The sequence below is a fragment of the Candidatus Accumulibacter necessarius genome (assembly GCF_036625085.1).
The window spans coordinates 48,215-72,723 of sequence record NZ_JAZKUM010000011.1 but is presented as its reverse complement, the minus strand read 5'-3'; the positions used below and the strand labels follow the sequence as shown (position 1 = coordinate 72,723).

The window sequence follows — 24,509 nt, the reverse complement described above, 5'->3', positions numbered from 1 at the left end:
CCTCAGAAGAAATGGAAGCCGACCGCGAAGAGTTTCTCCACCTGCTTGACCACCTTCTTGTCGAGACAGAAAACGATTACGTGGTCATCCGTCTCCACCAAGACGTCCTTGTGGGCGATCAGCACCTGCCCCTTCTTCTTCTGCTTGGTCAGACCGAGGAAGCCGATATCCCGGCTCTTGTCGAGATCGCGAACGATCGCAGCGATGAATGCGCCAGCGATCTCCGGCAGTTCGCCGATTCGTCGTCCAACGACTTTCGAGGTCTTCTGGTCGCCATGGGCGACGATCTCGAGCGCTTCGGCTGCTCCCCGGCGCAGACTGTGAACCTGCGCCACATCGCCGTGGCGGACGTAAGTCAGCAGGGTGCCGATCGACACCTGCGCCGGCGAGAGCGCGATGTCGATCGGCCCACCCTGGACGAGTTCGGCGTAGGCGCGGCGGTTGATTAGCGCCACCACCCGTTTGCAACCCATGCGTTTGGCCAGCGAGGCGCCCATGATATTGTCTTCGTCATCGTTGGTCAGCGCGAGGAAGAGGTCCATCGCGTCGATCGCTTCCTGCTGCAACAACTCCTCATCGGTGGCATCGCCGCAGAGCACCAGCACCGACTTGACGGTCGTAGCAACGAACTCGGCGCGGCGCCGACTGACTTCAATGAGCTTGACCTCGCACTTACCCTCAAGTGCCTGGGCGACGCGCAGGCCGATATTGCCCCCACCGGCGATCATGACCCGCCGGACGGGTTCGACCGAGCGTCGCAACTCGCGCATCACAGCCCGAATGTGTTCCTCGGCTGCCAGCAGGAACACTTCGTCGCCGTCTTCGATGGTCGTCTCGCCGGTCGGCGTCATGGCTCCGTCGCGGCGATAGATGGCAGCGATTCGGCCATCGATCTCTGGCGGCAGATGGTTGCGCATTTCCTTGATCGGACTGCCGACCAGCAGCCCTCCGGCGTAGGCGCGAACGGCAACCAGCACCAAGCGGCCTCCCCCAAAATTCAAGACCTGCAGTGCTTCGGGGAAGTCGATCAGACGCGCGATGTACTCGGTGATCACCTGTTCTGGACACAACGCGTAGTCGACGGCGAAGTTCTCTGGGGCGAGCAGAGTCTTGCTGTCAAGAAAGTCGCGCGCGCGCAAGCGGGCGATCCTCGCCGGGACGTTGAAGACGCTGCGCGCAACCTTGCAGGCAACGAGATTGGTCTGATCGCTCTGCGTTACCGCAATCAGCAGGTCAGCGTTCTCCAGCCCGGCACTGGCCAGCACCGAGGGGTAGGCCGCATTACCGACCACCGTCTGCACGTCGAGGCGATCCTGTAAGTGCGCCAGGCGATCCTGGTCGCTATCGACCACCGTGATGTCGTTGTTTTCAGACGCCAGACTTTCGGCGACGCTGGCCCCGACCTGACCAGCGCCGAGAATGACGATGTGCATTTTCCCTGATCTCCCTGACCGGCTGCCGGCACGAAACCCCCCTGCTACTCTCGTTCATCGCCTCGCCGGCCGACGTTCAGACCGAGTTGCTTCAACTTCCGATAGAGATGTGTTCGCTCGAGGCCCGTCTTTTCCGCCAAACGCGTCATACTACCCCGTTCTCCGGCCAGATGGTATTCGAAGTACATCCTCTCGAAGGCCTCACGGGCCTCGCGCAGCGGTTGATCAAAGAACATCGGCGGCAGCGGCAGCGGGGCGCCGAGCTGCCCACCGTCGCTCTGCAGAATCAGCGCGACGTCGTCGGCGCTGATCTCCTCCTCCAGCGCCGAGAGGGCAAGATTTTTCACCGTTGTTAGCAGCTCCGCCCACTCGCCGTGCCAGCGGTGAAGACGGAGCGCGTTCTGTGCCCCACTGGAAAAATGCCTCAACGGCACTTCGCCACGCTCGGCGAGATGAGCGAGCAGCAAGGAGGCGATTTCCGGAACGTCGTCGCCATGTCCGGAGATCTGCGGCAGCGCCACCCAGACCTCACCAAGCCGGTTCACCAGGACAGGATCCCAGCCGGCCTCGACGAGCCCCGCCATTGGACGAGTCGAGGCAGCCACCAGCTGCAGATTATGTCTATCGAGCCGCTCAAGCGCGAAGACAAGATTCATCTGTTGCAGTTTGCCCAGCTGCGCCAGATCGGAGATGAAAACAATGCCGCCACTGGCGTTCTGCAACATCTCCTGCGTCAAGGGCGCGCTCGAGGTCGATAGATCCAGCCACGGTGTCAGATTCGTCTGCAGGGTACGCGCGCAGATTTCTGCGATGCTGCCCGAAGCGCTTTTGAGCAGCAGAACAGAGGTTTTTGCTGCCGCCTGTTCGAGACGTCGCTTGAGATCCTTGAGTAACGGCGAGCGCGCGAAGGCATCAAGCGTCAGCGGCTTCTTGACCAGTACGGTTTCATGCTTGAGCGCCTTCTTCACGGTGAGCAGCAGCTTTTGCAGCGCAATCGGCTTCTCGAGGAAATCGGTGGCACCGATGCGTGTCGCTTCAACCGCTGAGTCGATGGTGCCGTGACCCGACATCATCACCACCGGCATCGTCAACAGTCCGCTCGCTGCCCACTCCTTGAGCAAGGATATGCCGTCCGTATCAGGCATCCAGATGTCGAGCAGAACCAGATCGGGCCGCTTGTCAGTCCGAATCCTGCGCGCCGCTGTCGCATTCTCGGCCAGCCAGACCGAGTGACCTTCGTCAGCAAGAATCTCGGACAGCAGTTCTCGAATGCCCATCTCGTCATCAACGATCAGTATTTGCGCCATACTCAGGCCTCGGGAGAAAGTTGGCTTACGCGTCGCTTGGGGGTCGACAGGGAAGCCAGCGGCAGCATGATGCTCACCTCGGCGCCGACCGGCTGACGGTTGTTTATTCTGATGCCGCCGTGATGTTCGTCGACGATCTTCTTGACGATCGCCAGGCCAAGACCGGTCCCACGCACCTTGGTGGTGACATAGGGTTCAAAAACCCGTGCAATGATCTCAGGCGGAAAGCCTGGCCCGAGATCGCTCACCACCAGTTCGGCCATGTCCTCTGAACGGCGCGTACTTATCCGGATTAGCGGAGCGTCGACGGCTTCCTGCGCGTCTTCCGCGTTGCGCAGCAGATTGTGGATGATTTGCCGCAGCTGGGTGCTGTCGCCCCAGACGGGCGGTAGCTTCGCCGCGAGTTTCGGCTCGATCTTGGCCCGGGAGGTTTCATAAAGGCCAAGCACCTCACGAACCAGTGCGTTGAGGTCAACGGCGGCCAGTTCGGGTGCGGGCATGCGCGCGTAGTCGCTGAAGTCATTGACCATTCGCTTCATCGCCTGCACCTGGGTAATGATGGTCTGCGTCGAACGAGTCAGCATCTCCGCTTCGGCGCCGCTCAGGCGATCGGCAAGCTTCATCTGCAATCGCTCGGCAGACAACTGGATCGGCGTCAGCGGATTCTTGATTTCGTGCGCCAAGCGCCGTGCGACTTCACCCCAGGCGGCACTGCGCTGGGCGGCGATCAGCCGCGTCACGTCGTCAAAGACGACCACATAGCCTCCATGGGGTCCGGCAGGCAGCTGCGTGCCGCGCAGGAGGAGCGTCTGCGGCAGGCTACCGCTACGATCAAGCTCTATCTGTTCCTGCCATTCGATTCTGTCGTCTTCGGCAAAGGCCTCACGAATGGCCTGCCCAAGCGCCTGCTGGCGCGGCCAGACATCGGTCTCCTCGCCGAGCAGGCCAGCGAAGTCGTCCGCGAGGATGGCCAGCGCGCCCTCATTGACCGTTCGTAGAACGAACCGCCGATCGAAAACCAGGACGCCAGCGGAGAGGTTGGCCAGGATCGACTCCAGATAAGCGCGCGCAGCCTCAAGCTCGCCACGGTGACGCTCGTTGTCACGCCGCGCCTCGTCAAGCTGACTGGTCATCTGCTTGAACGATCGGGTCAGGATGCCCAGCTCATCGCGACTGTAGACCGCCTGCTTGGGGGTGTAGTCGCCAGCTGCCACAGCCTGGGTTCCCTCGGCAAGGATCGACAGCGGTGCCGACAAACGACGGGCAAGAACGAAAGCCAGAGCGATTGCGGTAAACAGGGCGAGCAGCACGGTCAGCGTCAGGGTCATCGCGTAAATCCGGGTCAATCCCTCGCGACCCAGCGAGAGCTCCTGATAATCAGCATACACTGTTTGAACACTGTCCGCGTTAAGTGCGAGGGCACTCGGTACCGGTTCGACCAGCTGCAGAATGCGAGTCTCGGCGCCAAGACCTTGGGGCATCACGGTCACCAGAACGCGCAGGGTCAGATCCTTCTCGCCGGTGCTTTCAATGACCGCGTATCTGCGTTCGCTGCGCGCTCGGCGCAACTGCTCGGCTGCCGGCTGCGACGGCAGCCGACTTGTCAGGTCGGCGGCGGCCGTTGCCAGCAACTCGCCACTGGTTGAGAAAAGCGCCACAGATTGCACCCCGTTCTGCTCGCGCAAACGGTTGAGCTCAAGTCGGCGCTGTGCCTCGGAACGCTCGCCCAGTTCCAGCGCCATCGCCTGTCCCTTGGCCGCCAGGTCCTCAAGCAGTGAATCGAGAGCGCCGCGGCCGAGATTCAGCCCCGCCTCCAGGGCCTTCTCGACGCGAACATCAAACCAGGTTTCAATACTCTTGGTGACAAACTGCACCGAGACGGCATAAATCAGCACTCCCGGCAGTACCGCCATCAGACCGAACATCAACATCAGGCGCAGCTTGAGGCGTGAGCCGAAGACCTGCGCCCGGTGTTCTCGCCACAGAGCATGCAGTTGCCACGCAATCAGCGCCAGCAACGAGAGGGCAACGACCGCATTCAGACCAAGCAGCCACGGGTAGTGGCTGGCAAACAACGCCGTGTTGGCACTTGCCGAAGCCAGCAGGAACAGGAGGATGCCGCCAAACGACGCAGCGGCAACGATCAGACTCTTCATTTGCCTTCAGCAGTGGCAACCGTCAAGGTCGATATTCCGGCAGCAGCAGAGGAGGCGGATTCGGCTGGGGTAAACAGCCAGCGCGCCCACTCTGAAGAGAGGTTCCAGTCCCGGTTGGCCAGCGCATTGACCTGAAAGGTCTTCGGCATTTGTGTCAGATCAAGGCGCATTCGCACGGCCGCGAGGTAACTCTGATCTGCCTTGACCGCTCCCTTGTCGAGGACCTGCCAGTGCCGCAGTCGCGAAAGAATGCGCTGTGCATCGTCGAGCGAGGTGAAACTCTGATGCAGCGCACCGCTTGACAAACGATACTGGCGCGTCAGCGCGTGGTATGAAAGCTGATAGGTCTGACTGCGACTGACCACCTGTTCGTCCAGCCAGTACCAGCGAGAACGGGTCAGTTCGAAGTCGACCACAAAGTACAGGGTAACGCCCCTGGCGATGGCCTCTTCAAGCCGGGCATTGAGATTGATGTTGAAGTCTGCAGACAGCGTGTAGCCGTCGTCGCCCTGTGAAAGGGTCGGGTTACGGACGGTAATGTCGGCAGCCTGCGCGCCAAGCGAGGCGAGTAACAGCAGCAGACCGACAAGAAAGCAGCTAAACAGATTTCTGCAACAAAGCATAAAAGAATCCGTCATGTTCTTCCTGAGGCAGAAGCCTTTCCTCGACCAACCGGCGAGCAGCCGGTTGGCGAACGAGGAAGGCATCAATCTGCGCGCCATTCTCTTCCGGGAAAACCGAGCACGTAGCGTAGAGCAGCTTGCCGCCCGGCTTCAACAGGGGCCAAAGCGCGTCGAGAATTTCCGTCTGCAAACGAGCGAAACGCCGAATGTCACTCTCACGGCGCAGGTACTTGACATCCGGATGGCGGCGAACAACGCCCGACGCCGAGCAGGGCACATCCGCAAGAATGACGTCGAACGGCAGACCATCCCACCACTCATCACTGGCTCTGCAATCCGCCACAGTGACCGTAGCCGAAAGGCCAAGCCGCCGCACGTTCTGCATTATCAGCTGTGTCCGACTGGCATCGCTATCAAGCGCCAGCAAATCGATATCCGCAGCTTCCAGAAGATGGCAGGTCTTTCCGCCGGGTGCTGCACAGGCATCAAGGACGCGCTGGCCAGCAGTCGGATCAAGGATTTGCACCGCGCGCTGGGCACCCGCGTCCTGGATCGAGACCAGGCCATCGACGAAGCCCGGCAACGACTCGACAGCAACGGGCGTTTCCAGTATCAGCGCATCGCCTCCCGGCTGCTTGGCTGACAAGCCAACGTCCTGCAAGCGCGCCACATAATCAATCAGCACAATACGGCGCCGATTCACGCGCAGGGTCATCGGGGGCTGGGAATTGCCCACCTCGACAATCTCCTGCCAACGATCCGGATAGGCACGACGAAGGCGACTCAACCACCAGTGCGGGTGTTGGTGCGCAGCCTCGTCGTCATCGGCAATGGCTAGATGCAGAGTCTCGCGCTGACGCAAGTAATTGCGCAGCACGCCATTCACCAAGCCACGAAATGCGCCACCAGCCAGTTCGCCGGCGGCCGCCACCGCCTGATCTACCACCATGTAGGGCGATTCGGGCCGAGTCTGCAGACGATAGAGGGCGCCAAGCAAGAGAGCCTCCACTTCCGGGTGAGGCAACGCCCTTTCCAACAAACGTCGCAGGACAAACTCGCCACAGGCGTAACGGCGCAAAGTGCCATAGGCCACATCCTGAGCCCCCGCGCGGGCAGCGCCGGGCGCCGTGCTCAGGCCGGTGAGTGCCTGCGTCAGGCTTCGCCCCGCCCGCACCTCGGCAATCACGCGTCCAGCCAATAACAGGCTCAGAGCGAGCGAGTCCGGTGGTAGGTGGCAGGGCGTAACGGCAGCCGCCGGGAGGGACGATGCTTTGCCGGTGTGTGCCGGTCTACGCACGCGTAGCGCACGCGGCGAGGGGAAGGAGGGGGTAGGCGACAAGGCCACGATCCGCTGGTATAGAAGGGATGGGCGAGTTTAGCACGACGCCCGGTGATGGCGAGACCGTCCCTATGGGATGATAATGTGCACATGGATTCCTCCTCGCTCAAGCCCTGCGCATCGCTTTCGGTCACAGCCGCTTTGGCAACGGTTCCGCTGAAGGGGATTGCCTGGCTTGTCGCAGGCTCTGTCGGACGCCCTGGGGAGGGGCATCAGTGAACGATATCGACCTTGACCGCTGATCGACAAGCGATGTTGAGACTTCTTCAGCAATTTTTCCGGCTGACCCTGCTGCTTCTCATCACATCGCCGGCATTCGCCTGGAATGCTGCCGGGCACCGGATCAGCGCCATGATTGCCTGGGAGCAACTGGACGCCGACACCAGGGCGGCAGTGACCGCACTCCTGCGCCAGCACCCGGACTTCGATCGCTGGCAGACACGCGGCAAGGGCGTCGACCAAGGCCTGACGGCCTTTCTCGAAGCGTCGACCTGGCCGGACGACATACGGAAGGATCAGCGCTTCTATACCGCCGGCATCGAGGAACCAACGCCAACCCTTCCTGGCTTCCCGGATATGGAACGGCGACTCGATTGGCACTACGTCGACCGTCCGCCGAATCCTGCCGGCACCTTGCAATCCTCGCCAGGCAAGATCGATCGACAACTGGAAGTACTGGCGCAGACGTTATCGAGTCGCAAAGCAACGCCCAGTGAGCAGGCCTATGCCCTCCCCTGGTTGATTCACCTCGTGGCGGATGCCCACCAGCCGCTGCACGCTGCCAGTCGCTATGGAAGGGACGGGCGGAGCGACAACGGGGGCAATGCGCTGGCCATCATCAATCCATACAGCACGCGCCACCCGTCGATGAACCTGCACCGCTATTGGGACGATTTGCCGGGTCCGCCCTGGCTGCGCACTAGCCGGCTTGAAAGCGCGGTCAAATGGCTGACGGAACGGCACCCGCCTCCGGCATCAGCGGGAACCCCAACGCTATGGCTCGACGAAAGCTGGCAGATTGCCCGCGAACACGCCTATCCGCCGGGGGAAGACTCCGTACCAACGATCAGCGCCGCATTCCATGAGCGCGCGCTGGAGATCGCGAACCGTCGTGTTACGGCCGCCGGCTATCGCTTGGCCGGGCTGCTGCAACACCTCCTGCGCGGCGCGAAGAAGCCTCGGGGCACAGGTACGAACGACCCGCCTGCGCCTCGCAATGTTCCACGTGAAACAGAATCATCCCTCTATCCCCCTGATCCTGGCTGCGTTCACGATGGCGACAGGCGACAGTGGGAACCCTCTATAACCTGCGTTCCGAACAGGAACTGGGCCGCGGAGAGTCGCTTGCCGCCAGATCGCTGAATCTCCGTCAGCCGCAGCGCCCCTTGGCCACAGGCCACGACCAATCCGCTCTGGTCAGCCGCAAGAATCTCGCCGGGTAGCCCGCGGCCGGCGACGAGTTCAGCGCGCCAGACCTTGAGCAAATTGTCGTCAAGAGAGAACGTCGCACCGGGATAGGGGTTGAAAGCACGCACCTGCCGTTCCAATTGTACTGCTGGCAGACGCCAATCCAACGGCGCCTCCGACTTGCTGACCTTGGCGGCGTAGCTGATCCCGGATATCGCCTGCGGGCACGCCGCCATTGGCAGCCGCGCCAGCACCTCTACGATGAGGCGGGCGCCCTGCTCAGCCAGCCTGTCATGCAGGGTAGAAGCGGTATCGTCCAGCGTGATCGGCTGCCGAGCCGAAAGCAACACCGGTCCGCTATCGAGCCCGGCATCCATCTGCATGATGCACACGCCGGTTTCCGTGTCGCCAGCCAGAATCGCCCGCTGAACGGGTGCCGCACCGCGCCAGCGAGGAAGCAGAGACGCATGAATGTTGATGCAGCCAAAGCGCGGCATGTCAAGCACTGGCTGTGGCAGAATCAGACCGTAGGCTGCGACAACGACCACCTCGGCACCCGCAGCACGAATCCGGTCCTGTGCCGCGGCATCCTTCAGCGTTGGCGGTTGAAAAACCTCGATCTCTGCGGCTGATGCCAGTTGCTTGACCGGCGAGGCATGGACCGCCATCCCCCGCCCCGAGGCCCGATCAGGCTGTGTCAGTACCAGCACCACCTCATGGCCCGCAGCGACAAGCGCCCGCAGGGCAATCGCAGCGAACGCGGGTGTGCCTGCGAATACCAGTCTCATGCGGTAATTCGCGCTTGCTTGGCCAGCTTGTTCTTGATCCGCAGCTGCTTCAATTGCGAGAGGTGCTCGACAAAAACTCGCCCGTCCAGATGGTCGATCTCGTGCTGCAGGCATACCGCCAGCAAACCAGTCGCCTCAACGGTCTGCTCTCGTCCTTCCAGATCCAGATAACGGACGACAACATGTTCGGCACGCTCAACCTTGTCGTAAATCCCGGGCACTGACAGGCATCCCTCCTCACAGACCTGCAGGCCATCCTTCTCGATGACTTCCGGGTTAATCAGAGTCAGGAGCTGATCCCTGGTTTCCGAAGCGTCAATCACTATGACCCGTTTGTGCACGTCGACCTGTGTTGCCGCAAGACCAATCCCAGGCGCCTCGTACATTGTCTCGGCCATGTCACGCGCCAGGCGACAAATGCTTCCGTCAACCTCTTCGACGCGTGCGGCAATTTTCTTCAGGCGCGGATCGGGAAAGCGAAGTATCGGTAATAGAGACATAAAAAGCTTGATCGAAGAAGTAACTACGTGCAAAATCTAACGCAGTGTCTTGAGAATGCCGACGTCGTTTGCACGGCGGGTTGGACAAACTGGATAACAGACTTGCGTAACCAACGAAAAGGGACAAACGCCTGCAGCGGGAGTTCCCTGACCGCCCCGCCCCCGCGTCTGCGACTATTCGTACGAGGATAAAACGATGATCCGCATTATATCCGCGTTCATTCTGGCCATGGTCAGCTCGCTCTCCAGCGCTGCCGGGCAGGAACTTCGGCTCGTCGACGGCGCCCCCCAGCGGCACGTCGTTGTGCCGGGAGACACGCTCTGGGGAATCTCGGGTAAGTTTCTAAAGGACCCCTGGCTCTGGCCAGACATCTGGCGCATGAATCGCGAGGACATCAGGAATCCACACCGCATCTTCCCTGGAGACGTCATTCTCCTCGACCGCGATGCGCTTGGCAAGCCACGACTGCGGCTTGAGAGGACCCGGATGGTCCCGCAGATCCATGTCGAAACAATGGCGCAGGGAATTCCTGCGATTCCGCCAAACGTCATCAGGCCATTCCTCTCCGACCCTCTGATCGTCGAAGCGCACAGTCTTGACAGCGCAGCACGCATCATCGCCACGCCCAATGATCGGGTCTATATTGGCAACGGTGATCTTGCCTATGTAGCCAATGCCGATCCTGCCAAACTCGATTGGCAGGTCTACCGCAATGGCAAACCGTTGCTGGACCCCGAAAGTGGCGAGATTCTCGGCTATGAGGCCTTCTATCTGGGTACCGCCAGGCAAATAGAGGCCGGCAACCCGGCAACCTTCGAAGTCGTGACCATGAAGCAGGAGATCGGCCGTGGCGATCGTCTCGTGCCGGCCATTCGACCCCCGCTGGTCGCCTATGTCCCGCACAGGCCAGATTTTCTGGTTGATGGTCGCGTGATTTCGGTATATGGCGGTGTCGACGCGGCAGGGCGTGGGTCGATTGTCTCGATCAATCGCGGTACCCAAGACGGCATCGAGATCGGCCACGTGCTCGTCCTGGAGCGCAATCGCACGGTGATTGAGCGTGACGAGCAGGATCAGAAGGTGGTCGTGCCGATCCCCCCCGAGCGAATCGGCCTGCTTTTCGTGTTCCGACCGTTCGAACGTATCTCCTACGGCCTCATAGTGCAGTCGGACGGTACCGTCGACGTCAACGACTTCGCCCGCACTCCCTAGCGATGGGTGTGGCCGAGTCGCTGGCTGACTGGCTACGACTGACGCTGATTCCGGGTATTGGCGGTGAAACGCAGCGCAAGCTTCTAACCGCCTTCGGGCTGCCGGAAACGATTTTCTCTGCTGGCCGAGAGGCGCTGACCTCGATTGTCGGCGACAAGGCCGCGAGACTCCTGCTCGACACCGACAATCACCCCGCCGTTGAGCAAGCGCTTGTCTGGTCGGACGCACCCGGCCAGCACCTGGTCTGTCTGGCCGACCCCGACTATCCCCAAACGCTGCTTCAGATTCCCGACCCACCGACGCTACTCTACGTCCGCGGGCGGCTCGATCTCCTCAACTCGGCAGCTTTGGCGATGATCGGTAGCCGCAACCCCACGCCCCAGGGTAGCCAAAACGCCCAGCGCTTCTCTGCAGCCCTCGCCCAAGCCGGCCTCACAGTCACCAGTGGGCTGGCCTTGGGCATAGACGCTGCAGCGCACCGCGGTGCCCTGACAGCCTCAGGCAACACCGTGGCGTTCATCGGAACGGGGATTGACCGCATCTACCCCGCCACGAACAGGCAGCTAGCAATCGAGATAGCTGCCAGAGGCTCGATCATATCGGAGTTTCCCCTTGGCACACCGCCTGTCGCCGCCAACTTCCCCCGCCGCAACCGCCTGATTGCGGGCTTATCACTCGGTGCGTTGGTCGTCGAGGCAACCGTAGACAGCGGCTCGCTGATTACCGCCCGCTTGGCCTCCGAGCAAGGGCGGGAAGTCTTTGCCATCCCCGGCTCGATCCACTCGCCGCAATCACGGGGCTGCCACAAGCTGATCAAGCAGGGTGCAAAACTGGTTGAAACGGTTCAGGATGTGCTTGACGAGCTGCACTGGAAGAGCGCTCCGGCCGAGTTTCCTTTGCAGTCCGAATCGGCTCAGGATATCCCGGGCCTGCTGCACAGCATGGGTTTCGATCCCTGCAGCGTGGACGAGCTCGCCCACCTCAACGGCTTGACGGCTGGCATCGTTTCGGTGATGCTCCTTCATCTGGAGCTGGATGGCCAGGTCGCCAGTCTCCCGGGCGGCCGCTATCAACGGATTTCCCAAGCCTGAGAACCTGTACGATGATCGACATCCTTGTTTACCTGTTCGCGAACTATCACGATTTCAACGCCCGACCGAAAACCAAGACGCTCAAGCGCAAATTGAGCGCCGTTGGCTTCAAGGACGAGGCCATCAGCGTTGCCCTGCGTTGGCTGGATGGCCTGAAGGCCACCGCAGTCGTTGATTTGCCAGCCAGCCATCGTGCGCTACGGGTCTACCTAGCGCCGGAACAGCAAAAGCTTGGTCTCGACGGCCTGGGGTTCCTCGCCTTTCTTGAAGCAGCCAACCTGATCACGCCCGCCTTGCGGGAACTGGTCATTGAACGCGCGATGATTCTCGACGATGACCCCGTGCCACTTGCCAAGTTCAAGATTATCGTCTTGATGGTTCTCTGGAGTCACGAACAAGACCTTGAACCACTGGTTGTCGAGGAACTGCTCGACGCCGGCGACTCTCGAATGTTGCACTGACCACCGTTCAGGCACCCGTCCGTATGCGTCCACCATGCGCGTGCGAACGAGCGGGTCACTGGCAGCCGCGGCGGAAGCGCCTCCGCGACCAGGCTATCCCGGCGAATTGCCGGGTGCTGCTGAGCCGCCACTGATTGGCCGGTATTGGTGACACCAGCGCGTTTGACAACAAGCTCTTGATTACCGCCAGCGACGCCCTTGCTTGCCAAGTACGGTAGAGTGCTCTTATCATGGCCTGCGGGATGCCGGCCATTGATCATCCTCTTACCTTTCCTTTGCCACTCTCCCCGGTTGATGAATGCCCCCCATGAGCAAGAAACTGATCATCACCGAGAAGCCGTCCGTTGCCGCCGACCTTGCTCGTGCCATCGGCGGATTCGTTCGACAAGACGACTATTACGAGAGTGAAGACTACGTTCTTTCCTCCGCAATTGGTCATCTCCTGGAACTGGCCTGCCCAGAGGAATATGAAGTCAAGCGTGGCAAGTGGTCTTTCGCTCATCTTCCAGTGATTCCACCTCACTTCGCGCTACAGCCGATTGCGAAGACTGAATCACGCCTCAAGCTTCTGGTTCGGCTGATCCGGAGGAAGGACGTCGTCGGTCTTATAAACGCCTGCGATGCTGGCCGCGAAGGCGAGCTGATCTTCAACTACATCAACCAGCACGCGGCGAGTGGTAAACCCGTCGAGCGCTTGTGGCTTCAATCGATGACCCCGTTATCCATTCGCGACGGCTTTTCCCGACTGCGCAGCGGTACCGAGATGCTCGGCCTCGCCAATGCCGCTGTCTGCCGATCGGAATCGGACTGGCTGGTCGGCATCAATGGCACGCGGGCGATGACCGCTTTCAACTCGAAGACTGGCGGCTTCCACCTGACGACCGTCGGCCGCGTCCAGACGCCCACGCTGGCGCTGATTGTCGACCGCGAGGACCGGATACGCAAGTTCAAGCCTCGCGACTATTGGGACCTCGAGGGCCGCTTCACCTGTGTTGCGGGGGAATACCGGGGCAAATGGTTCGATGAGAACTTCAAGGGAAGGGATGACGACGAACATGCGCGCGCCGACCGGCTCTGGGATGAAGCCCGAGCAATCATGCTGCAGCAAAAATGCGTCGGCAAGGACGGTGAAGTCAGCGAGGAGTCAAAGGCTTCAACCCAGCTTTCGCCTCTGCTCTACGATTTGACCAGCCTGCAACGCGAGGCCAATGGCCGCTTCGGTTTTTCCGCCAAGGCAACGCTCGGTTTGGCACAGGCGCTTTACGAGAAACACAAGGTACTGACCTATCCTCGTACCGACGCCCGTGCGCTACCGGAAGACTATCGCCAGACCGTCAACAGTACGCTCGCGATGTTCACCGGGGAGGGTATCGGCAAAGGCCACGATGAGGCCACCCTGGCTCGCTACGCACCTTTTGCACAGCAGATACTTGCTCGCAACTGGGTAGTTCCAAACAAACGCATCTTCAACAATGCCAAGATCTCCGATCACTTCGCAATCATCCCGACGCTGCAGGCACCAAAACACCTGTCTGAGCCCGAGTTCAAGCTCTACGACATGGTCGTCAAGCGCTTTCTGGCGGTTTTCTATCCGGCAGCGGAATACCTGATCACGACCCGAATCACCCGCGTCGAGAGTGAGCCGTTCAAGACCGAAGGCAAGGTACTGGTCCAGCCGGGTTGGCTGGCGGTCTATGGCCGCGAAGGGCAGCAAGGGGAAGAGGGTAATCTGGTCGCTGTGGACCCGAACGAACGGGTGAACGCCGAAGAAGTGGTCCTCTGTGCGCACCAGACCAAGCCGCCGGCCCGCTATTCGGAAGCCAGCCTATTGACGGCTATGGAGGGTGCCGGCAAGGCAATGGACGACGAGGAACTACGGGCAGCGATGGCCGGGCGCGGTCTGGGCACTCCCGCTACGCGTGCCCAGATCATCGAGAACCTCCTTGCCGAACAGTATCTGCTGCGTGAAGGCCGCGAGCTTGTGCCGACCGCCAAAGCCTTCTCGCTGATGACTCTTCTCAACGGACTGGGCATCCCGGAGCTGACTGCCCCAGAGCTCACCGGCGAATGGGAGTGGAAGCTTGCCCGCATGGAACGGGGAGAGATGTCGCGAAGCGAGTTCATGAAGGAAATCGCGGCGATGACACAACACATTGTCGACCGCGCCAAGAGCTACGATAGCGACAGCATCCCGGGCGACTTCGGTGAGCTAACGACGCCCTGTCCACGGTGCGGTGGTTTGATCAGGGAAACCTACAAGAAATTCCAGTGCCAGGCCTGCGACTTCGCTCTCTGGAAAATCGTTGCCGGTCGACAGTTCGAAGCCAAAGAGATCGAAGAGCTCCTGGCGACGCGACGGGTTGGTCCGCTGACCGGCTTCCGCAACAAGATGGGCCGCCCCTTCAGCGCCCTGATCCAGCTCAACGCCGAGAACGCCCCGGAGTTCGACTTCGGACAGTCCAGAGATGGCGACGACCGCGTCAGCGAAGAGGTTGATTTCTCTGGAAGCGAGGCGCTAGGGGCTTGCCCAAAGTGCGGCGCTCAGGTCTTCGAGCACGGAATGGCCTATGTTTGCGAGAAGTCCGTAGGCTCGGCCAAGAGTTGTGACTTCCGCTCGGGTACTGTCATCCTGCAGCAGACAGTCGAACCCGAACAGATGCGGAAGCTGCTCAGGACCGGACGTACCGACTTGCTCGGCCATTTTGTCTCCGCCCGCACTCGTCGCAAGTTTTCCGCCTATCTGGTACGCGGTGCGGATGGTAAGGTCGGCTTCGAGTTCGAGAAACGCGAACCCAGAACGACCAGGAAGACAAGCTCGGCTACGGCCGGGAAGACCAGCCCAAAGGAAGTGCCAGCAGGACCCAACGTGCCGGCACGTCGGCGGAAGGCTGGGTCCTGACCCCACAAAGGGAAGCCTGTTTCACGTGGAACAACGGTGGCTATCACTGCCACCCTGCCGCCACAACCGCCTCGCCGCAAGTATCACCTGTCAAACAGCGATCACGCCAGGTGGGGGCGCATCCAGGATGGCAGCTCGCAAGATATCAACGGCCTGTGGTCTGGGGAAAGTGGCTCGCCAGGCGATCACCACCTCGCGTAGGGGCACAGGCTCACTGAAATGGCGAAATGACAGCAGCGAGTCTTCCTGTGGCCACGACGCAGCGGCCGATGCCGGGACGACGGATATGCCAGCGCCACTCGCTACCATATAGCGCACTGTTTCCAGCGAACTTCCTTCCACCGCGCCTTCCGTACCTCCTGGCGCCGCCAGCTTTGGGCATGCTTGCACCACCTGATCTCGAAAGCAGTTGCCAATACCCAGCAGCAACAGGTTCTCCGACGCTACCTGCCCGGGGTCGATCAACGATTGCTGCGCCAGTTGATGTCCCCGCGGCATCACGACACAGAACGGCTCCCGGTAGACCAGTCGCGATACGATACCAGACTCCGAAAACGGTAAGGCCACAACGATCACATCCAGCTCGGCCCGACGCAGCTGCGCAGCCAGGTTTACGGTGAAGTTCTCGTGCAGGAAGAGTGGCATCCGCGGAGCTCGCGCGTGCAGCGCCGGAATTAGCCTTGGCAACAGGTAGGGCGCTATCGTATAGATGACGCCGAGGCGCAATGGCCCCTGCAGCGGATCCTTACCTTGTGCGACGATCTCCCTGAGCTTTCCTGCTTCCTCGAGTACGCGCTCAGCCTGCGCCGCGACCTGGTCGCCAATCGTTGTCAGGCGGACATCGGCTGATGACCGTTCGAAAAGGATAACGCCGTATCGCTCCTCAACCTTCTTCAGCGCCACCGAAAGGGTCGGTTGGCTGACGTGGCATTTCTCGGCAGCGTGTCCAAAGTGTCTCTCGCGAGCAAGGGACACGATATAACGCAGTTCAGTCAAAGTCATCACGAAGATCCCTCGGCTCAGACGGCGATTGCCTTGTGGGTATGGATAGCCCACTCCGCAACTCTGGTTAGCCGCCCAACACCAGCACCATCGACACCACCGTCACAACACCTCGTGACCGCCCACAGATACCAGACAGACGAAACGGCGTACCTCGTTGTACCAGATCCTCGAATCAACCCCATAGCCATCGCCATCCTCCCGAAAGAGCACCCGCCCTCAACATCGTTCAGCCCAATCATCGTTAGCCATCGACTCGGCCTCCCCGACGTTCCGCCAGGAGTTCAAGATCCGGCGATTCCAGCCACATCCATTGACCCAAAGGCAATGTGACCGGCAAAGAAAAGCCACCAATGGCAATCCGATGCAATCCCACCACACGATTGCCGGCTGCCGCGATCATTCGCTTGACCAGATGATACTTGCCCTGCGTCACGGTCAAGCGCAACTTTCGCTCGTCCAATAGCGTGCAGGCGCTGGCTACCACCCGCTTCGGTTCGCCATGCAACTCCACTCCGCCTAGCAGCGCGGCGCATTGCGCATCGTCTACTGGATGCCGGGTGATCACATCGTAAATCTTCGGCACCAGCTTTCGCGGTGAGGTATAACTGTGAATGAAAGGACCATCGTCCGTCATCAGAAGCAGGCCTGTCGTATCCTGGTCAAGCCGGCCAACAGCCTGGACACCTCGCACTACCAGCGGCCGAGGTAACAGCGAATAAACGCTTGGATGGCACACCGGCCGACGTGAACACTCATGGCCCGCAGGCTTGTTCAGCGCCAGATAGACAAGCTTGCGATAGGTCCACAGAACATTGTCGACGGAAAAACTCAAACGCTCGGCCTCAAACTCAGCATCCGCATCATCGCAGACCTCTCCGTCCACCCTGACCCGACCCTGGCCAACCAGCGCGCGGCACTCAGCGCGGCTACCAAAGCCCTGCGATTTAAGCAATTGCTCAAGGTCCATTCGCATACGATACCTCTTCGGCTATTGTTGCCCAACGCGACAACTGCAACAATAGGAACCCTGCCCCCCAACTTCGCGGAGACCGCCACTCATGTTGGTGAAATTCACTTCCAGCACCTCCGGCCAGATCATGATGTTCGCCCAAACCGCGCGCCAATTGCTCGCTATCCTAGGCAAGGAGTGTAACGCCCGCGGAGTCATCACCACGGAGCAACTACCAGGGGCCATCGAACGACTACGCCTCGCAGTTGCGGATGACAAGGGCGTCTCTCCGGCCACGGACGAGCGGCCAAACGATGCTCCCGACAGCGATGACCGGGACCAGGCTGCAAGGGTTGGGCTTCGTCAGCGTGCGTACCCTTTGATCGAACTCCTCGTGTGGACGAGCAAGGAAGACGGATTTATCCTTTGGGAGGCTGCGAAGGACTTCTGACTGTTGTGGTGGAACCGGGACGGCACAACCCGGACCGACCGCGACCCCCTGCGGTGGTTTGGCTTTGTGTCTCACACGACAAGCACCCTGCGCTCTGCGTCAGCCATGGTTGCGAGCCTGCCCCGGACCGGAATTCTGCCAACCCTGCCTTTCACCCAAACAGTGCTTGGCCCAGCTTGATCCACCAAGCAGGAAACAAGCAGCCGACACGATCGCCACCTATAGAGCAGCCGCCCTTAATGTTCCGGGAGGCTTCCCGGTTGGGCGGCGACACGCATGGCGCCGCTTCAAACCTTCCGATAAACCTCTGCGCCTGCCTTGACGAACTCGATAGCCTTGCCTTCCATTCCCACCGCCAGCGCTTCAACCTCAGTCACGCCCTGCGCAAGAGCGAACTCCCTCACCTCCTGGGTGATCTTCATCGAACAGAAGTGCGGACCACACATCGAGCAGAAATGCGCCACCTTGGAGGACTCCTTGGGCAGCGTTTCATCGTGAAACTCGCGAGCCTTGTCGGGGTCGAGACCGAGGTTGAACTGATCCTCCCAGCGAAACTCGAAACGCGCCTTTGACAGGGCGTTGTCACGAATCTGTGCGCCCGGATGACCTTTGGCCAAGTCTGCGGCATGCGCGGCAAGCTTGTAGGTGATGATTCCGGTCTTCACATCGTTCTTGTCGGGCAAACCGAGATGTTCCTTGGGTGTGACGTAGCACAACATCGCCGTACCCAACCAGCCGATCATCGCCGCACCGATACCACTGGTGATATGGTCATAACCCGGCGCGATGTCGGTAGTCAGCGGACCAAGGGTGTAAAACGGCGCTTCCTTGCAGTATGCCAGCTGCAGGTCCATGTTCTCCTTGATCATGTGCATTGGCACATGCCCGGGGCCCTCGATCATCACCTGCACGTCGTGCTTCCAGGCGATATCAGTCAGTTCTCCGAGGGTCTTCAGTTCAGCAAGCTGGGCTTCGTCGTTGGCATCGTAGATCGACCCTGGACGCAGGCCGTCACCCAGGCTGAAGGCGACATCATAGGCCAGCATGATTTCGCAGATCTCCTCGAAGTGCGTGTAGAGGAAACTCTCTCTATGGTGGGCGAGGCACCACTTCGCCATGATCGAACCGCCGCGGGACACGATTCCGGTCAGGCGTCCGGCAGTCAGTGGCACATAACGCAGGAGCACGCCGGCGTGAATCGTGAAGTAATCAACCCCTTGCTCGGCCTGCTCGATCAGGGTATCGCGAAAGATCTCCCAGGTCAGATCCTCCGCCTTGCCATCGACCTTCTCCAGGGCCTGGTAGATCGGTACGGTCCCTATCGGCACCGGACTGTTACGAATGATCCATTCGCGCGTCTCATGGATGTTCTTCCCGGTCGACAGGTCCATCACCGTGTCGCCGCCCCAGCGAATTGCCCAGGTCATCTTTTCAACCTCTTCCTGAATGCTCGAGCCCAACGCTGAGTTGCCGATGTTGGCGTTGACCTTGGTCAGGAAGTTGCGCCCGATGATCATCGGCTCGCTTTCCGGATGGTTGATGTTGCAGGGAATGATCGCGCGACCTCGCGCGACTTCCGAACGCACGAACTCGGAGCTGATTTCATCGGGAATACTGGCGCCGTGGCTGTTGCCGCGATGCTGGCGTCCGAGTATCTCGGCGAGACGCTCGCCTTGCGCACCAGAAGCCTTCAGCTGCTCCATGTAGCGGCGGCGGTTATTGTTTTCCCGGATAGCCACATATTCCATTTCCGGCGTAACGATGCCGCGCCGCGCATAGTGCATCTGGCTCACGTTGGCACCCGGCCTGGCACGCAGAGGACGGCGCTGCAGACCTGGAAAGCGCATTTCGTCCAGCGTCACGTCGGCGGCGCGACTACGCCCGAAATCCGAGCTGAGAGCTGGTAGCGGCTCGCTGTCGGATCGCTCGGCGACCCACCGTGCGCGCAGCGCTGGCAGCCCATTGCGAATGTCGATTGTTGCCTGCGGGTCGGAATACGGTCCGGAACAGTCGTAGACATAAATTGGCGGGTTCTTCTCGCCGCCAAAAGCGGTGTCGGTGTCCGCCTGACTGATCTCCCGCATCGGTACGCGGATGTCGGGCCGACTGCCTGCCATATAGACCTTACGCGAATTGGGCAGCGGCTGGATCGCGGCTTCGTCCACATGAGCATCGGCAGCGATGAATTTTTCGTTAGCGTTCATGGTGTTTCCTTGCAAAGGGCTATGGCAGAAGCGCTGCAACAAGAGGCAGCATGCAAGGGGATTGGCGACGCGACGGAGACGGATGAGGCACAAGACCGCGCAAGGCGACCGGCTCCGCTTCCCTACGACGGCATGACCCGTACAGGTTCGAAGGGACTCTCTCAGCCACACCAGGATCGACGTGGCACCCCCAACGTGACGCCACAACTTACTGGAATTGCCGCTCTTTGGCAAGAATCTTGATGTTCACCGTGCATGCGCAGCTGCGTGCTGCAAGGAGATTTCCATGTGACCGCTTCCGGCCTGCGGCAAAGACTGGAAGAATCGCTCGCTGCTTTGGAAAACTGGGGCCGACTGCTGCTTGCGTGCAGGCGCAAGGCTGATCGACAAGGTGATACCGGCTGCAGCCAAGGCTGGCTGGCGTCCCCACGGGGATTCGAACCCCGGTACCTACCGTGAAAGGGTAGTGTCCTGGGCCTCTAGACGATGGGGACCCGGAAAAATCTCCCTCGACGTGCTGGTGGAGGTACGCGGGATCGAACCGCGGACCTCTTGCATGCCATGCAAGCGCTCTCCCAGCTGAGCTATACCCCCCTCGAAAGGAGCGCCGATTATAGGGTTCATGAGCGCTCCTGTAAAGCTGGTGGAACCCCCTTCGCATTGACCACCGTTCCGAAGTCGACCCAATCGCTCTCGCCAGCAATGCCCTGAAGACGACGGAGGTTTCGCGCGCGCTGGCGCTTGCTCAGGCGTCTCAGTCGAATCCGTGCATCGGAGATATCGATCAGACCAAATCGATGTTCAGGCGTGTAGACCACGTTTCCCAGGTGCAGCGAACGGAAATACACCCCGCACTCATGCAAGCAGATGACGAAACGCGTGAAGGCTTCCCGCAAACGATCTTCCGAATCAGGGTCCAAACCCTCCCGCCGAATCTCGCGCAGCGTCTTGCCAACTAGCGGATGATAGTGCACGGCGTCGCGCGCTATTGAGGGAATTCGCAAGACCTCGATGACCTTCGGCACGGGAATCCCGCGTTTGTCCAGAGCGACAGCGTTGTCAGCAAAACGTTGTGCGTACGGATACCATGCCGCCGATGAAAACATGCGCTTTCGTCGAAAGAGCTTCAGCATCGTTCCATCGGCCAGGCGCAGCACCTTATCGCCAAATCCATCGGCTTCAAGGACCGTCGCTCCGGCGCGCATGGCCAGATAGTCATCGTGCACCAGTCTCTTCAAGGTGCCAACTCTGCCAAAAGCCCTCAGTTTGCATTCTCCTGGAAGACGCATGCACGATCGACTGCGCAAGCCAAGCCGTCGATACGAATACCTCTTAGAATGATGCCTTTGCAACAACTGCTATAGCCATGAACTTCATCCATGCCTTGAACTCGGCTTGGCGCGAGCGCGACAGCCTGCTTTGCGTTGGTCTCGATCCCGACCCTGACCGCTTCCCTCGCCACCTCAAAGGCAAGCCGGATGCCATTTTCCAGTTCTGCGCAGCCATTGTCGACTCCACGGCAGACCTCGTCTGCTGCTTCAAACCCCAGATAGCGTATTTCGCCGCGCGCCGCGCGGAAGATCAACTCGAAACACTGATTGAACATATCCATCGCCAGCATCCGGCTACGCCCGTGATCCTTGATGCCAAGCGCGGCGACATCGGCAGCACCGCCGAACAGTATGCGATCGAGGCTTTCGAACGCTTCCAGGCCGATGCGGTAACGATCAACCCCTACATGGGACACGACTCGGTGGCTCCCTACCTGGCCTACAGCGACAAGGGCGTCATCATCCTTTGCCGGACATCGAACGCTGGTGGCAGTGATCTGCAGTTTCTCGAGGTCGGCGGCGAAAGGCTTTACGAGCGAGTTGCCCGTCTGGTAAGCACGCAATGGAATGTCAATGGTCAGTGCGCCCTGGTTGTCGGCGCCACCTTCCCCGGCGAGATCGCCCGCGTCCGAACCTTGACCGGCGACATGCCGCTGCTTGTACCGGGCATCGGAGCACAGGGCGGTGACATCGAAGCGACTGTACGCGCTGGGCGCACGGCGAGCGGCTGCGGCCTGGTGATCAATTCCTCCCGCGCCATCCTCTACGCCGGCAATGGTGAAGATTACGCAGAGGCCGCACGCGCAATGGCCCGGTCTACTCGCGATGCCATCAACCGCCATCGCCTATCGGGCTGAGTCAACTTTGCGTCAAACGTCAATGTTGCGTGCTGCCAGAGCATTCGATTCGATGAAACTGCGACGCGGCTCCACCAGTTCCCCCATCAGTGTGCTGAAAATCTCATCGGCACCGATTGCGTCTTCAATCTGAACCTTGAGCAAACGCCGTACCTTCGGGTCCATTGTCGTTTCCCAGAGTTGCGCCGGGTTCATCTCTCCGAGGCCTTTGTACCGCTGCTTGCTGACACTACGCTCGACCTCGCTGAGCAGCCATTGCATTGTTTCTGCAAAACTGCTGACCGCCTTCTTCTTTTCACCGCGGACGACGAAACCACCCGCACCAAAGAGCCCTGCGAGAATCTCGGCCGTCCTCCGCAGCTGCGCGTAATCACCGCTGACCAACAAGTCTTCGTCAATGACACCCAGCTTGAGGTTGCCATGCAGAATCTTTTCCAGACGGAGCTGCCAACGCTCCTGAACTGCGTCATAGCGTGCCAGGATATTGATGCCCAGCTTGTTCCCCACGGCTTTCATCAAAGCGTCTGCGCTGGCCATGGAAGACGTTTCATCGGCGAGTTCAACCTTCAGATTGCTGTCGATCAGCGCATGCAGCACCTCCGGGTTGATCAGATGCGAAAGACGATTGATCACTGCCTCGGCCAGCAGATACTCTCTTGCCAGGTTTTCCAGCGCAGATCCCGAGATTTCTGGCGAACCGGCCTGTGGGGTCAGCACCGAACCCTCGAGCGCTAGGGTCAGCAGGAACTGCTTCAGCGCCTGATCATCCTTGATGTAGCGCTCGGTCTTGCCATGCTTGACCTTGTACAGCGGCGGCTGCGCGATGTAGATATGGCCACCCTCCACCAGTTCCCGCATCTGCCGGTAAAAGAAGGTGAGCAACAGTGTGCGGATATGGGCCCCGTCGACGTCGGCATCGGTCATGATGATCAACCGATGATAGCGTAGCTTCTCCGGCTTGTACTCGTCCTTTCCGATACCGGTACCAAGTGCGGTAATCAGGGTGACGATCTCCTGTGACGAAATCAGTTTGTCGAAACGAGCCTTCTCCACGTTCAGGATTTTTCCCTTGAGCGGTAGGATGGCCTGGAACTTCCGGTCTCTGCCCTGTTTGGCCGAACCTCCGGCAGAATCACCCTCGACCAGATAGAGCTCACAAAGCGCCGGGTCCTTCTCCTGGCAATCGGCAAGCTTGCCCGGCAGACCAACGCCATCGAGCAATCCCTTGCGTCGAGTCATTTCCCTGGCCTTGCGCGCGGCGTCCCGAGCACGTGCGGCTTCCACGATCTTGCCGGTAATGACCTTCGCATCGACCGGCCGCTCCTGCAGGAACTCTGTCAGTTTCGCCGCCACCACTTCTTCGACTGCCGGACGTGCCTCCGAGGAGACCAGCTTCATCTTGGTCTGTGAAGCAAACTTTGGATCCGGCATTTTCACCGACAGAACGCAAGCAAGGCCCTCGCGCATGTCATCGCCACTGATATCGACCTTGGCCTTCTTGGCAATCTCGTTTTCTTCGATATAGCGATTGATCACCCGCGTCATGGCCGCGCGCAGCCCGGTCATGTGGGTTCCACCGTCAGCCTGCGGGATGTTGTTGGTGAAACAGAGAACCTGCTCGGCGTAGCTGTCGTTCCACTGCATGGCCACTTCGATGCTGATGGCACCATTGACGCTCAATGACTCACCGCTGGCGTAGAAGATGTTCGGATGCAGAACCGATTTTGTCCGATTGATGTACTCGACGAACCCCTTGACGCCCCCGAGAAAGGCAAAATTCTCGTCCTTGCCAGTGCGCTGGTCATTGAGGCGAATCTTCACGCCATTGTTCAGAAAGGAAAGCTCTCGCAGGCGCTTGGCGATGATCTCGTAGTGAAACTCGACCTGGCCAAAGATCTCCTCATCAGCCATGAAGTGAAGCTCGGTACCTCGCTTCTCGGTGTGACCCACCACCCTCAGTGGGGAAACCTCGACACCCCTCTGAACTTCGATCAGTCGATCGACGACAGAGCCCCGATTGAACTCCACCAAGTGCTTCTTGCCCTCACGCCGAACAGTCAGACGCAACCACCGGGAAAGCGCATTGACACAGGAAACGCCAACGCCGTGCAAACCGCCCGATACCTTGTAGGAATTCTGATTGAACTTGCCACCCGCGTGCAGCACACACATCACGATCTCGGCCGCCGACCGCTTCGGCTCATGCTTGTCGTCGAACTTTATCCCGGTCGGGATACCACGACCGTTGTCGCTCACCGATATCGAATTGTCGGCATGGATGGTGATCACGATATCATCGCAATGACCGGCCAGAGCCTCGTCAATGGCGTTATCAACCACTTCAAACACCATGTGGTGCAAACCCGTGCCGTCAGAAGTATCCCCGATATACATCCCGGGACGCTTGCGCACTGCCTCCAGGCCCTCAAGCTGCTGGATGCTGGATTCGTCGTAGGCAAACTGCTCGTTCTCTTCAATCATCTGAAACCGGTATT

The 24,509-nt window shown here is 60.1% G+C and carries 19 protein-coding genes, 2 tRNA genes and 1 riboswitch; of the genes, 7 read left to right on the top strand and 14 right to left on the bottom strand.

Features of this window, described 5'->3' with window-relative positions; genetic code table 11:
- Positions 1-2: 2 nt before the first annotated feature.
- The 5 genes from trkA to rsmB are packed head-to-tail and all read right to left on the bottom strand — an operon-like array spanning position 3 to position 6,705.
- Entirely contained in the window at positions 3-1,433 is a 1,431-nt protein-coding gene (gene trkA, locus V5B44_RS22995; protein ID WP_332361373.1) for a Trk system potassium transporter TrkA, read from the bottom strand.
- A 44-nt stretch (positions 1,434-1,477) separates the two neighbouring features.
- Complete coding sequence (locus V5B44_RS22990; RefSeq protein WP_332361372.1) at positions 1,478-2,740, bottom strand: sigma-54-dependent transcriptional regulator; 1,263 nt, start codon at positions 2,738-2,740, stop codon at positions 1,478-1,480.
- 2 nt (positions 2,741-2,742) lie between these two features.
- A complete protein-coding gene (locus V5B44_RS22985) occupies positions 2,743-4,896 on the bottom strand; it encodes an ATP-binding protein (protein WP_332361371.1) in 2,154 nt (717 codons plus the stop codon).
- Positions 4,893-5,534, bottom strand: a complete 642-nt coding sequence (locus V5B44_RS22980) for a DUF4390 domain-containing protein (RefSeq protein WP_332361370.1) — start codon at positions 5,532-5,534, stop codon at positions 4,893-4,895. The genes V5B44_RS22985 and V5B44_RS22980 overlap by 4 nt, the downstream gene beginning before the upstream one ends.
- Positions 5,494-6,705 carry a 16S rRNA (cytosine(967)-C(5))-methyltransferase RsmB gene (rsmB, locus tag V5B44_RS22975; protein ID WP_332361369.1) on the bottom strand — a complete coding sequence of 404 codons (1,212 nt, stop codon included), beginning with the start codon at positions 6,703-6,705 and terminating at the stop codon, positions 5,494-5,496. The genes V5B44_RS22980 and rsmB overlap by 41 nt, the downstream gene beginning before the upstream one ends.
- 405 nt (positions 6,706-7,110) lie before the next feature.
- Here rsmB and V5B44_RS22970 point away from each other — a divergent pair, with 405 nt between their 5' ends.
- Positions 7,111-8,220: a S1/P1 nuclease gene (locus V5B44_RS22970; RefSeq protein ID WP_332361368.1), complete on the top strand. Its 1,110-nt coding sequence runs from the start codon at positions 7,111-7,113 to the stop codon at positions 8,218-8,220.
- On the opposite strand, the gene fmt is transcribed toward V5B44_RS22970, so the two are convergent.
- Positions 8,127-9,053, bottom strand: coding sequence for a methionyl-tRNA formyltransferase (gene fmt, locus V5B44_RS22965; RefSeq protein WP_332361367.1), 927 nt, complete (start codon positions 9,051-9,053; stop codon positions 8,127-8,129). The genes V5B44_RS22970 and fmt overlap by 94 nt on opposite strands.
- A complete protein-coding gene (gene def / locus V5B44_RS22960; RefSeq protein ID WP_332361366.1) occupies positions 9,050-9,553 on the bottom strand; it encodes a peptide deformylase in 504 nt (167 codons plus the stop codon). The genes fmt and def overlap by 4 nt, the downstream gene beginning before the upstream one ends.
- Positions 9,554-9,749: 196 nt before the next feature.
- Here def and V5B44_RS22955 point away from each other — a divergent pair, with 196 nt between their 5' ends.
- From V5B44_RS22955 to V5B44_RS22940, 4 genes are all read left to right on the top strand, one after another.
- Positions 9,750-10,766 carry a LysM peptidoglycan-binding domain-containing protein gene (locus V5B44_RS22955; protein WP_332361365.1) on the top strand — a complete coding sequence of 339 codons (1,017 nt, stop codon included), beginning with the start codon at positions 9,750-9,752 and terminating at the stop codon, positions 10,764-10,766.
- A gap of 2 nt (positions 10,767-10,768) precedes the next feature.
- A complete protein-coding gene (dprA, locus tag V5B44_RS22950) occupies positions 10,769-11,857 on the top strand; it encodes a DNA-processing protein DprA (protein ID WP_332361364.1) in 1,089 nt (362 codons plus the stop codon).
- 11 nt (positions 11,858-11,868) lie between these two features.
- Positions 11,869-12,318, top strand: a complete 450-nt coding sequence (locus V5B44_RS22945; protein WP_332361363.1) for a DUF494 family protein — start codon at positions 11,869-11,871, stop codon at positions 12,316-12,318.
- A gap of 307 nt (positions 12,319-12,625) precedes the next feature.
- Positions 12,626-15,217: a DNA topoisomerase III gene (locus V5B44_RS22940; RefSeq protein WP_332361362.1), complete on the top strand. Its 2,592-nt coding sequence runs from the start codon at positions 12,626-12,628 to the stop codon at positions 15,215-15,217.
- A 90-nt stretch (positions 15,218-15,307) separates the two neighbouring features.
- Here V5B44_RS22940 and V5B44_RS22935 read toward each other — a convergent pair whose 3' ends face one another.
- Together V5B44_RS22935 and V5B44_RS22930 are read right to left on the bottom strand one after the other, a co-directional pair.
- Complete coding sequence (locus V5B44_RS22935) at positions 15,308-16,219, bottom strand: hydrogen peroxide-inducible genes activator (protein WP_332361361.1); 912 nt, start codon at positions 16,217-16,219, stop codon at positions 15,308-15,310.
- A 244-nt stretch (positions 16,220-16,463) separates the two neighbouring features.
- On the bottom strand, positions 16,464-17,189 hold the full coding sequence (locus V5B44_RS22930) for a 16S rRNA pseudouridine(516) synthase (protein WP_332361360.1): 726 nt from the start codon (positions 17,187-17,189) through the stop codon (positions 16,464-16,466).
- Between the two features lie 91 nt (positions 17,190-17,280).
- Here V5B44_RS22930 and V5B44_RS22925 point away from each other — a divergent pair, with 91 nt between their 5' ends.
- Complete coding sequence (locus V5B44_RS22925; RefSeq protein WP_332361359.1) at positions 17,281-17,622, top strand: DUF1840 domain-containing protein; 342 nt, start codon at positions 17,281-17,283, stop codon at positions 17,620-17,622.
- A gap of 287 nt (positions 17,623-17,909) precedes the next feature.
- On the opposite strand, the gene thiC is transcribed toward V5B44_RS22925, so the two are convergent.
- From thiC to V5B44_RS22905, 4 genes are all read right to left on the bottom strand, one after another.
- Positions 17,910-19,826 carry a phosphomethylpyrimidine synthase ThiC gene (gene thiC, locus V5B44_RS22920; RefSeq protein ID WP_332361358.1) on the bottom strand — a complete coding sequence of 639 codons (1,917 nt, stop codon included), beginning with the start codon at positions 19,824-19,826 and terminating at the stop codon, positions 17,910-17,912.
- Positions 19,827-19,928: 102 nt separating this feature from the next.
- A riboswitch (TPP riboswitch) is annotated at positions 19,929-20,028 on the bottom strand.
- A gap of 216 nt (positions 20,029-20,244) precedes the next feature.
- Positions 20,245-20,320: transfer RNA gene (locus V5B44_RS22915), tRNA-Glu, on the bottom strand.
- Positions 20,321-20,344: 24 nt separating this feature from the next.
- Positions 20,345-20,420, bottom strand: a tRNA-Ala gene (locus V5B44_RS22910).
- 26 nt (positions 20,421-20,446) lie between these two features.
- Positions 20,447-20,983 carry a toluene tolerance protein gene (locus tag V5B44_RS22905; RefSeq protein ID WP_434735518.1) on the bottom strand — a complete coding sequence of 179 codons (537 nt, stop codon included), beginning with the start codon at positions 20,981-20,983 and terminating at the stop codon, positions 20,447-20,449.
- A gap of 209 nt (positions 20,984-21,192) precedes the next feature.
- Between V5B44_RS22905 and pyrF the strand changes: the two genes are divergently transcribed.
- Complete coding sequence (gene pyrF / locus V5B44_RS22900) at positions 21,193-22,014, top strand: orotidine-5'-phosphate decarboxylase (RefSeq protein WP_332361356.1); 822 nt, start codon at positions 21,193-21,195, stop codon at positions 22,012-22,014.
- Positions 22,015-22,026: 12 nt separating this feature from the next.
- Here the strand turns inward: pyrF and gyrB are convergent, their stop codons facing one another.
- Positions 22,027-24,495: a DNA topoisomerase (ATP-hydrolyzing) subunit B gene (gyrB, locus tag V5B44_RS22895; RefSeq protein WP_332361355.1), complete on the bottom strand. Its 2,469-nt coding sequence runs from the start codon at positions 24,493-24,495 to the stop codon at positions 22,027-22,029.
- Positions 24,496-24,509 lie beyond the last annotated feature (14 nt).

What these genes read in the sequence shown, in the direction of transcription:
- trkA (WP_332361373.1), bottom strand. Translation starts at nt 1,433, where the DNA reads ATGCACATCGTCATTCTCGGCGCTGGTCAGGTCGGGGCCAGCGTCGCC.
- V5B44_RS22990 (WP_332361372.1), bottom strand. Translation starts at nt 2,740, where the DNA reads ATGGCGCAAATACTGATCGTTGATGACGAGATGGGCATTCGAGAACTG.
- V5B44_RS22985 (WP_332361371.1), bottom strand. Translation starts at nt 4,896, where the DNA reads ATGAAGAGTCTGATCGTTGCCGCTGCGTCGTTTGGCGGCATCCTCCTG.
- V5B44_RS22980 (WP_332361370.1), bottom strand. Translation starts at nt 5,534, where the DNA reads ATGACGGATTCTTTTATGCTTTGTTGCAGAAATCTGTTTAGCTGCTTT.
- V5B44_RS22970 (WP_332361368.1), top strand. Translation starts at nt 7,111, where the DNA reads ATGTTGAGACTTCTTCAGCAATTTTTCCGGCTGACCCTGCTGCTTCTC.
- fmt (WP_332361367.1), bottom strand. Translation starts at nt 9,053, where the DNA reads ATGAGACTGGTATTCGCAGGCACACCCGCGTTCGCTGCGATTGCCCTG.
- def (WP_332361366.1), bottom strand. Translation starts at nt 9,553, where the DNA reads ATGTCTCTATTACCGATACTTCGCTTTCCCGATCCGCGCCTGAAGAAA.
- V5B44_RS22955 (WP_332361365.1), top strand. Translation starts at nt 9,750, where the DNA reads ATGATCCGCATTATATCCGCGTTCATTCTGGCCATGGTCAGCTCGCTC.
- dprA (WP_332361364.1), top strand. Translation starts at nt 10,769, where the DNA reads ATGGGTGTGGCCGAGTCGCTGGCTGACTGGCTACGACTGACGCTGATT.
- V5B44_RS22945 (WP_332361363.1), top strand. Translation starts at nt 11,869, where the DNA reads ATGATCGACATCCTTGTTTACCTGTTCGCGAACTATCACGATTTCAAC.
- V5B44_RS22940 (WP_332361362.1), top strand. Translation starts at nt 12,626, where the DNA reads ATGAGCAAGAAACTGATCATCACCGAGAAGCCGTCCGTTGCCGCCGAC.
- V5B44_RS22935 (WP_332361361.1), bottom strand. Translation starts at nt 16,219, where the DNA reads ATGACTTTGACTGAACTGCGTTATATCGTGTCCCTTGCTCGCGAGAGA.
- V5B44_RS22930 (WP_332361360.1), bottom strand. Translation starts at nt 17,189, where the DNA reads ATGGACCTTGAGCAATTGCTTAAATCGCAGGGCTTTGGTAGCCGCGCT.
- V5B44_RS22925 (WP_332361359.1), top strand. Translation starts at nt 17,281, where the DNA reads ATGTTGGTGAAATTCACTTCCAGCACCTCCGGCCAGATCATGATGTTC.
- thiC (WP_332361358.1), bottom strand. Translation starts at nt 19,826, where the DNA reads ATGAACGCTAACGAAAAATTCATCGCTGCCGATGCTCATGTGGACGAA.
- pyrF (WP_332361356.1), top strand. Translation starts at nt 21,193, where the DNA reads ATGAACTTCATCCATGCCTTGAACTCGGCTTGGCGCGAGCGCGACAGC.
- gyrB (WP_332361355.1), bottom strand. Translation starts at nt 24,495, where the DNA reads ATGATTGAAGAGAACGAGCAGTTTGCCTACGACGAATCCAGCATCCAG.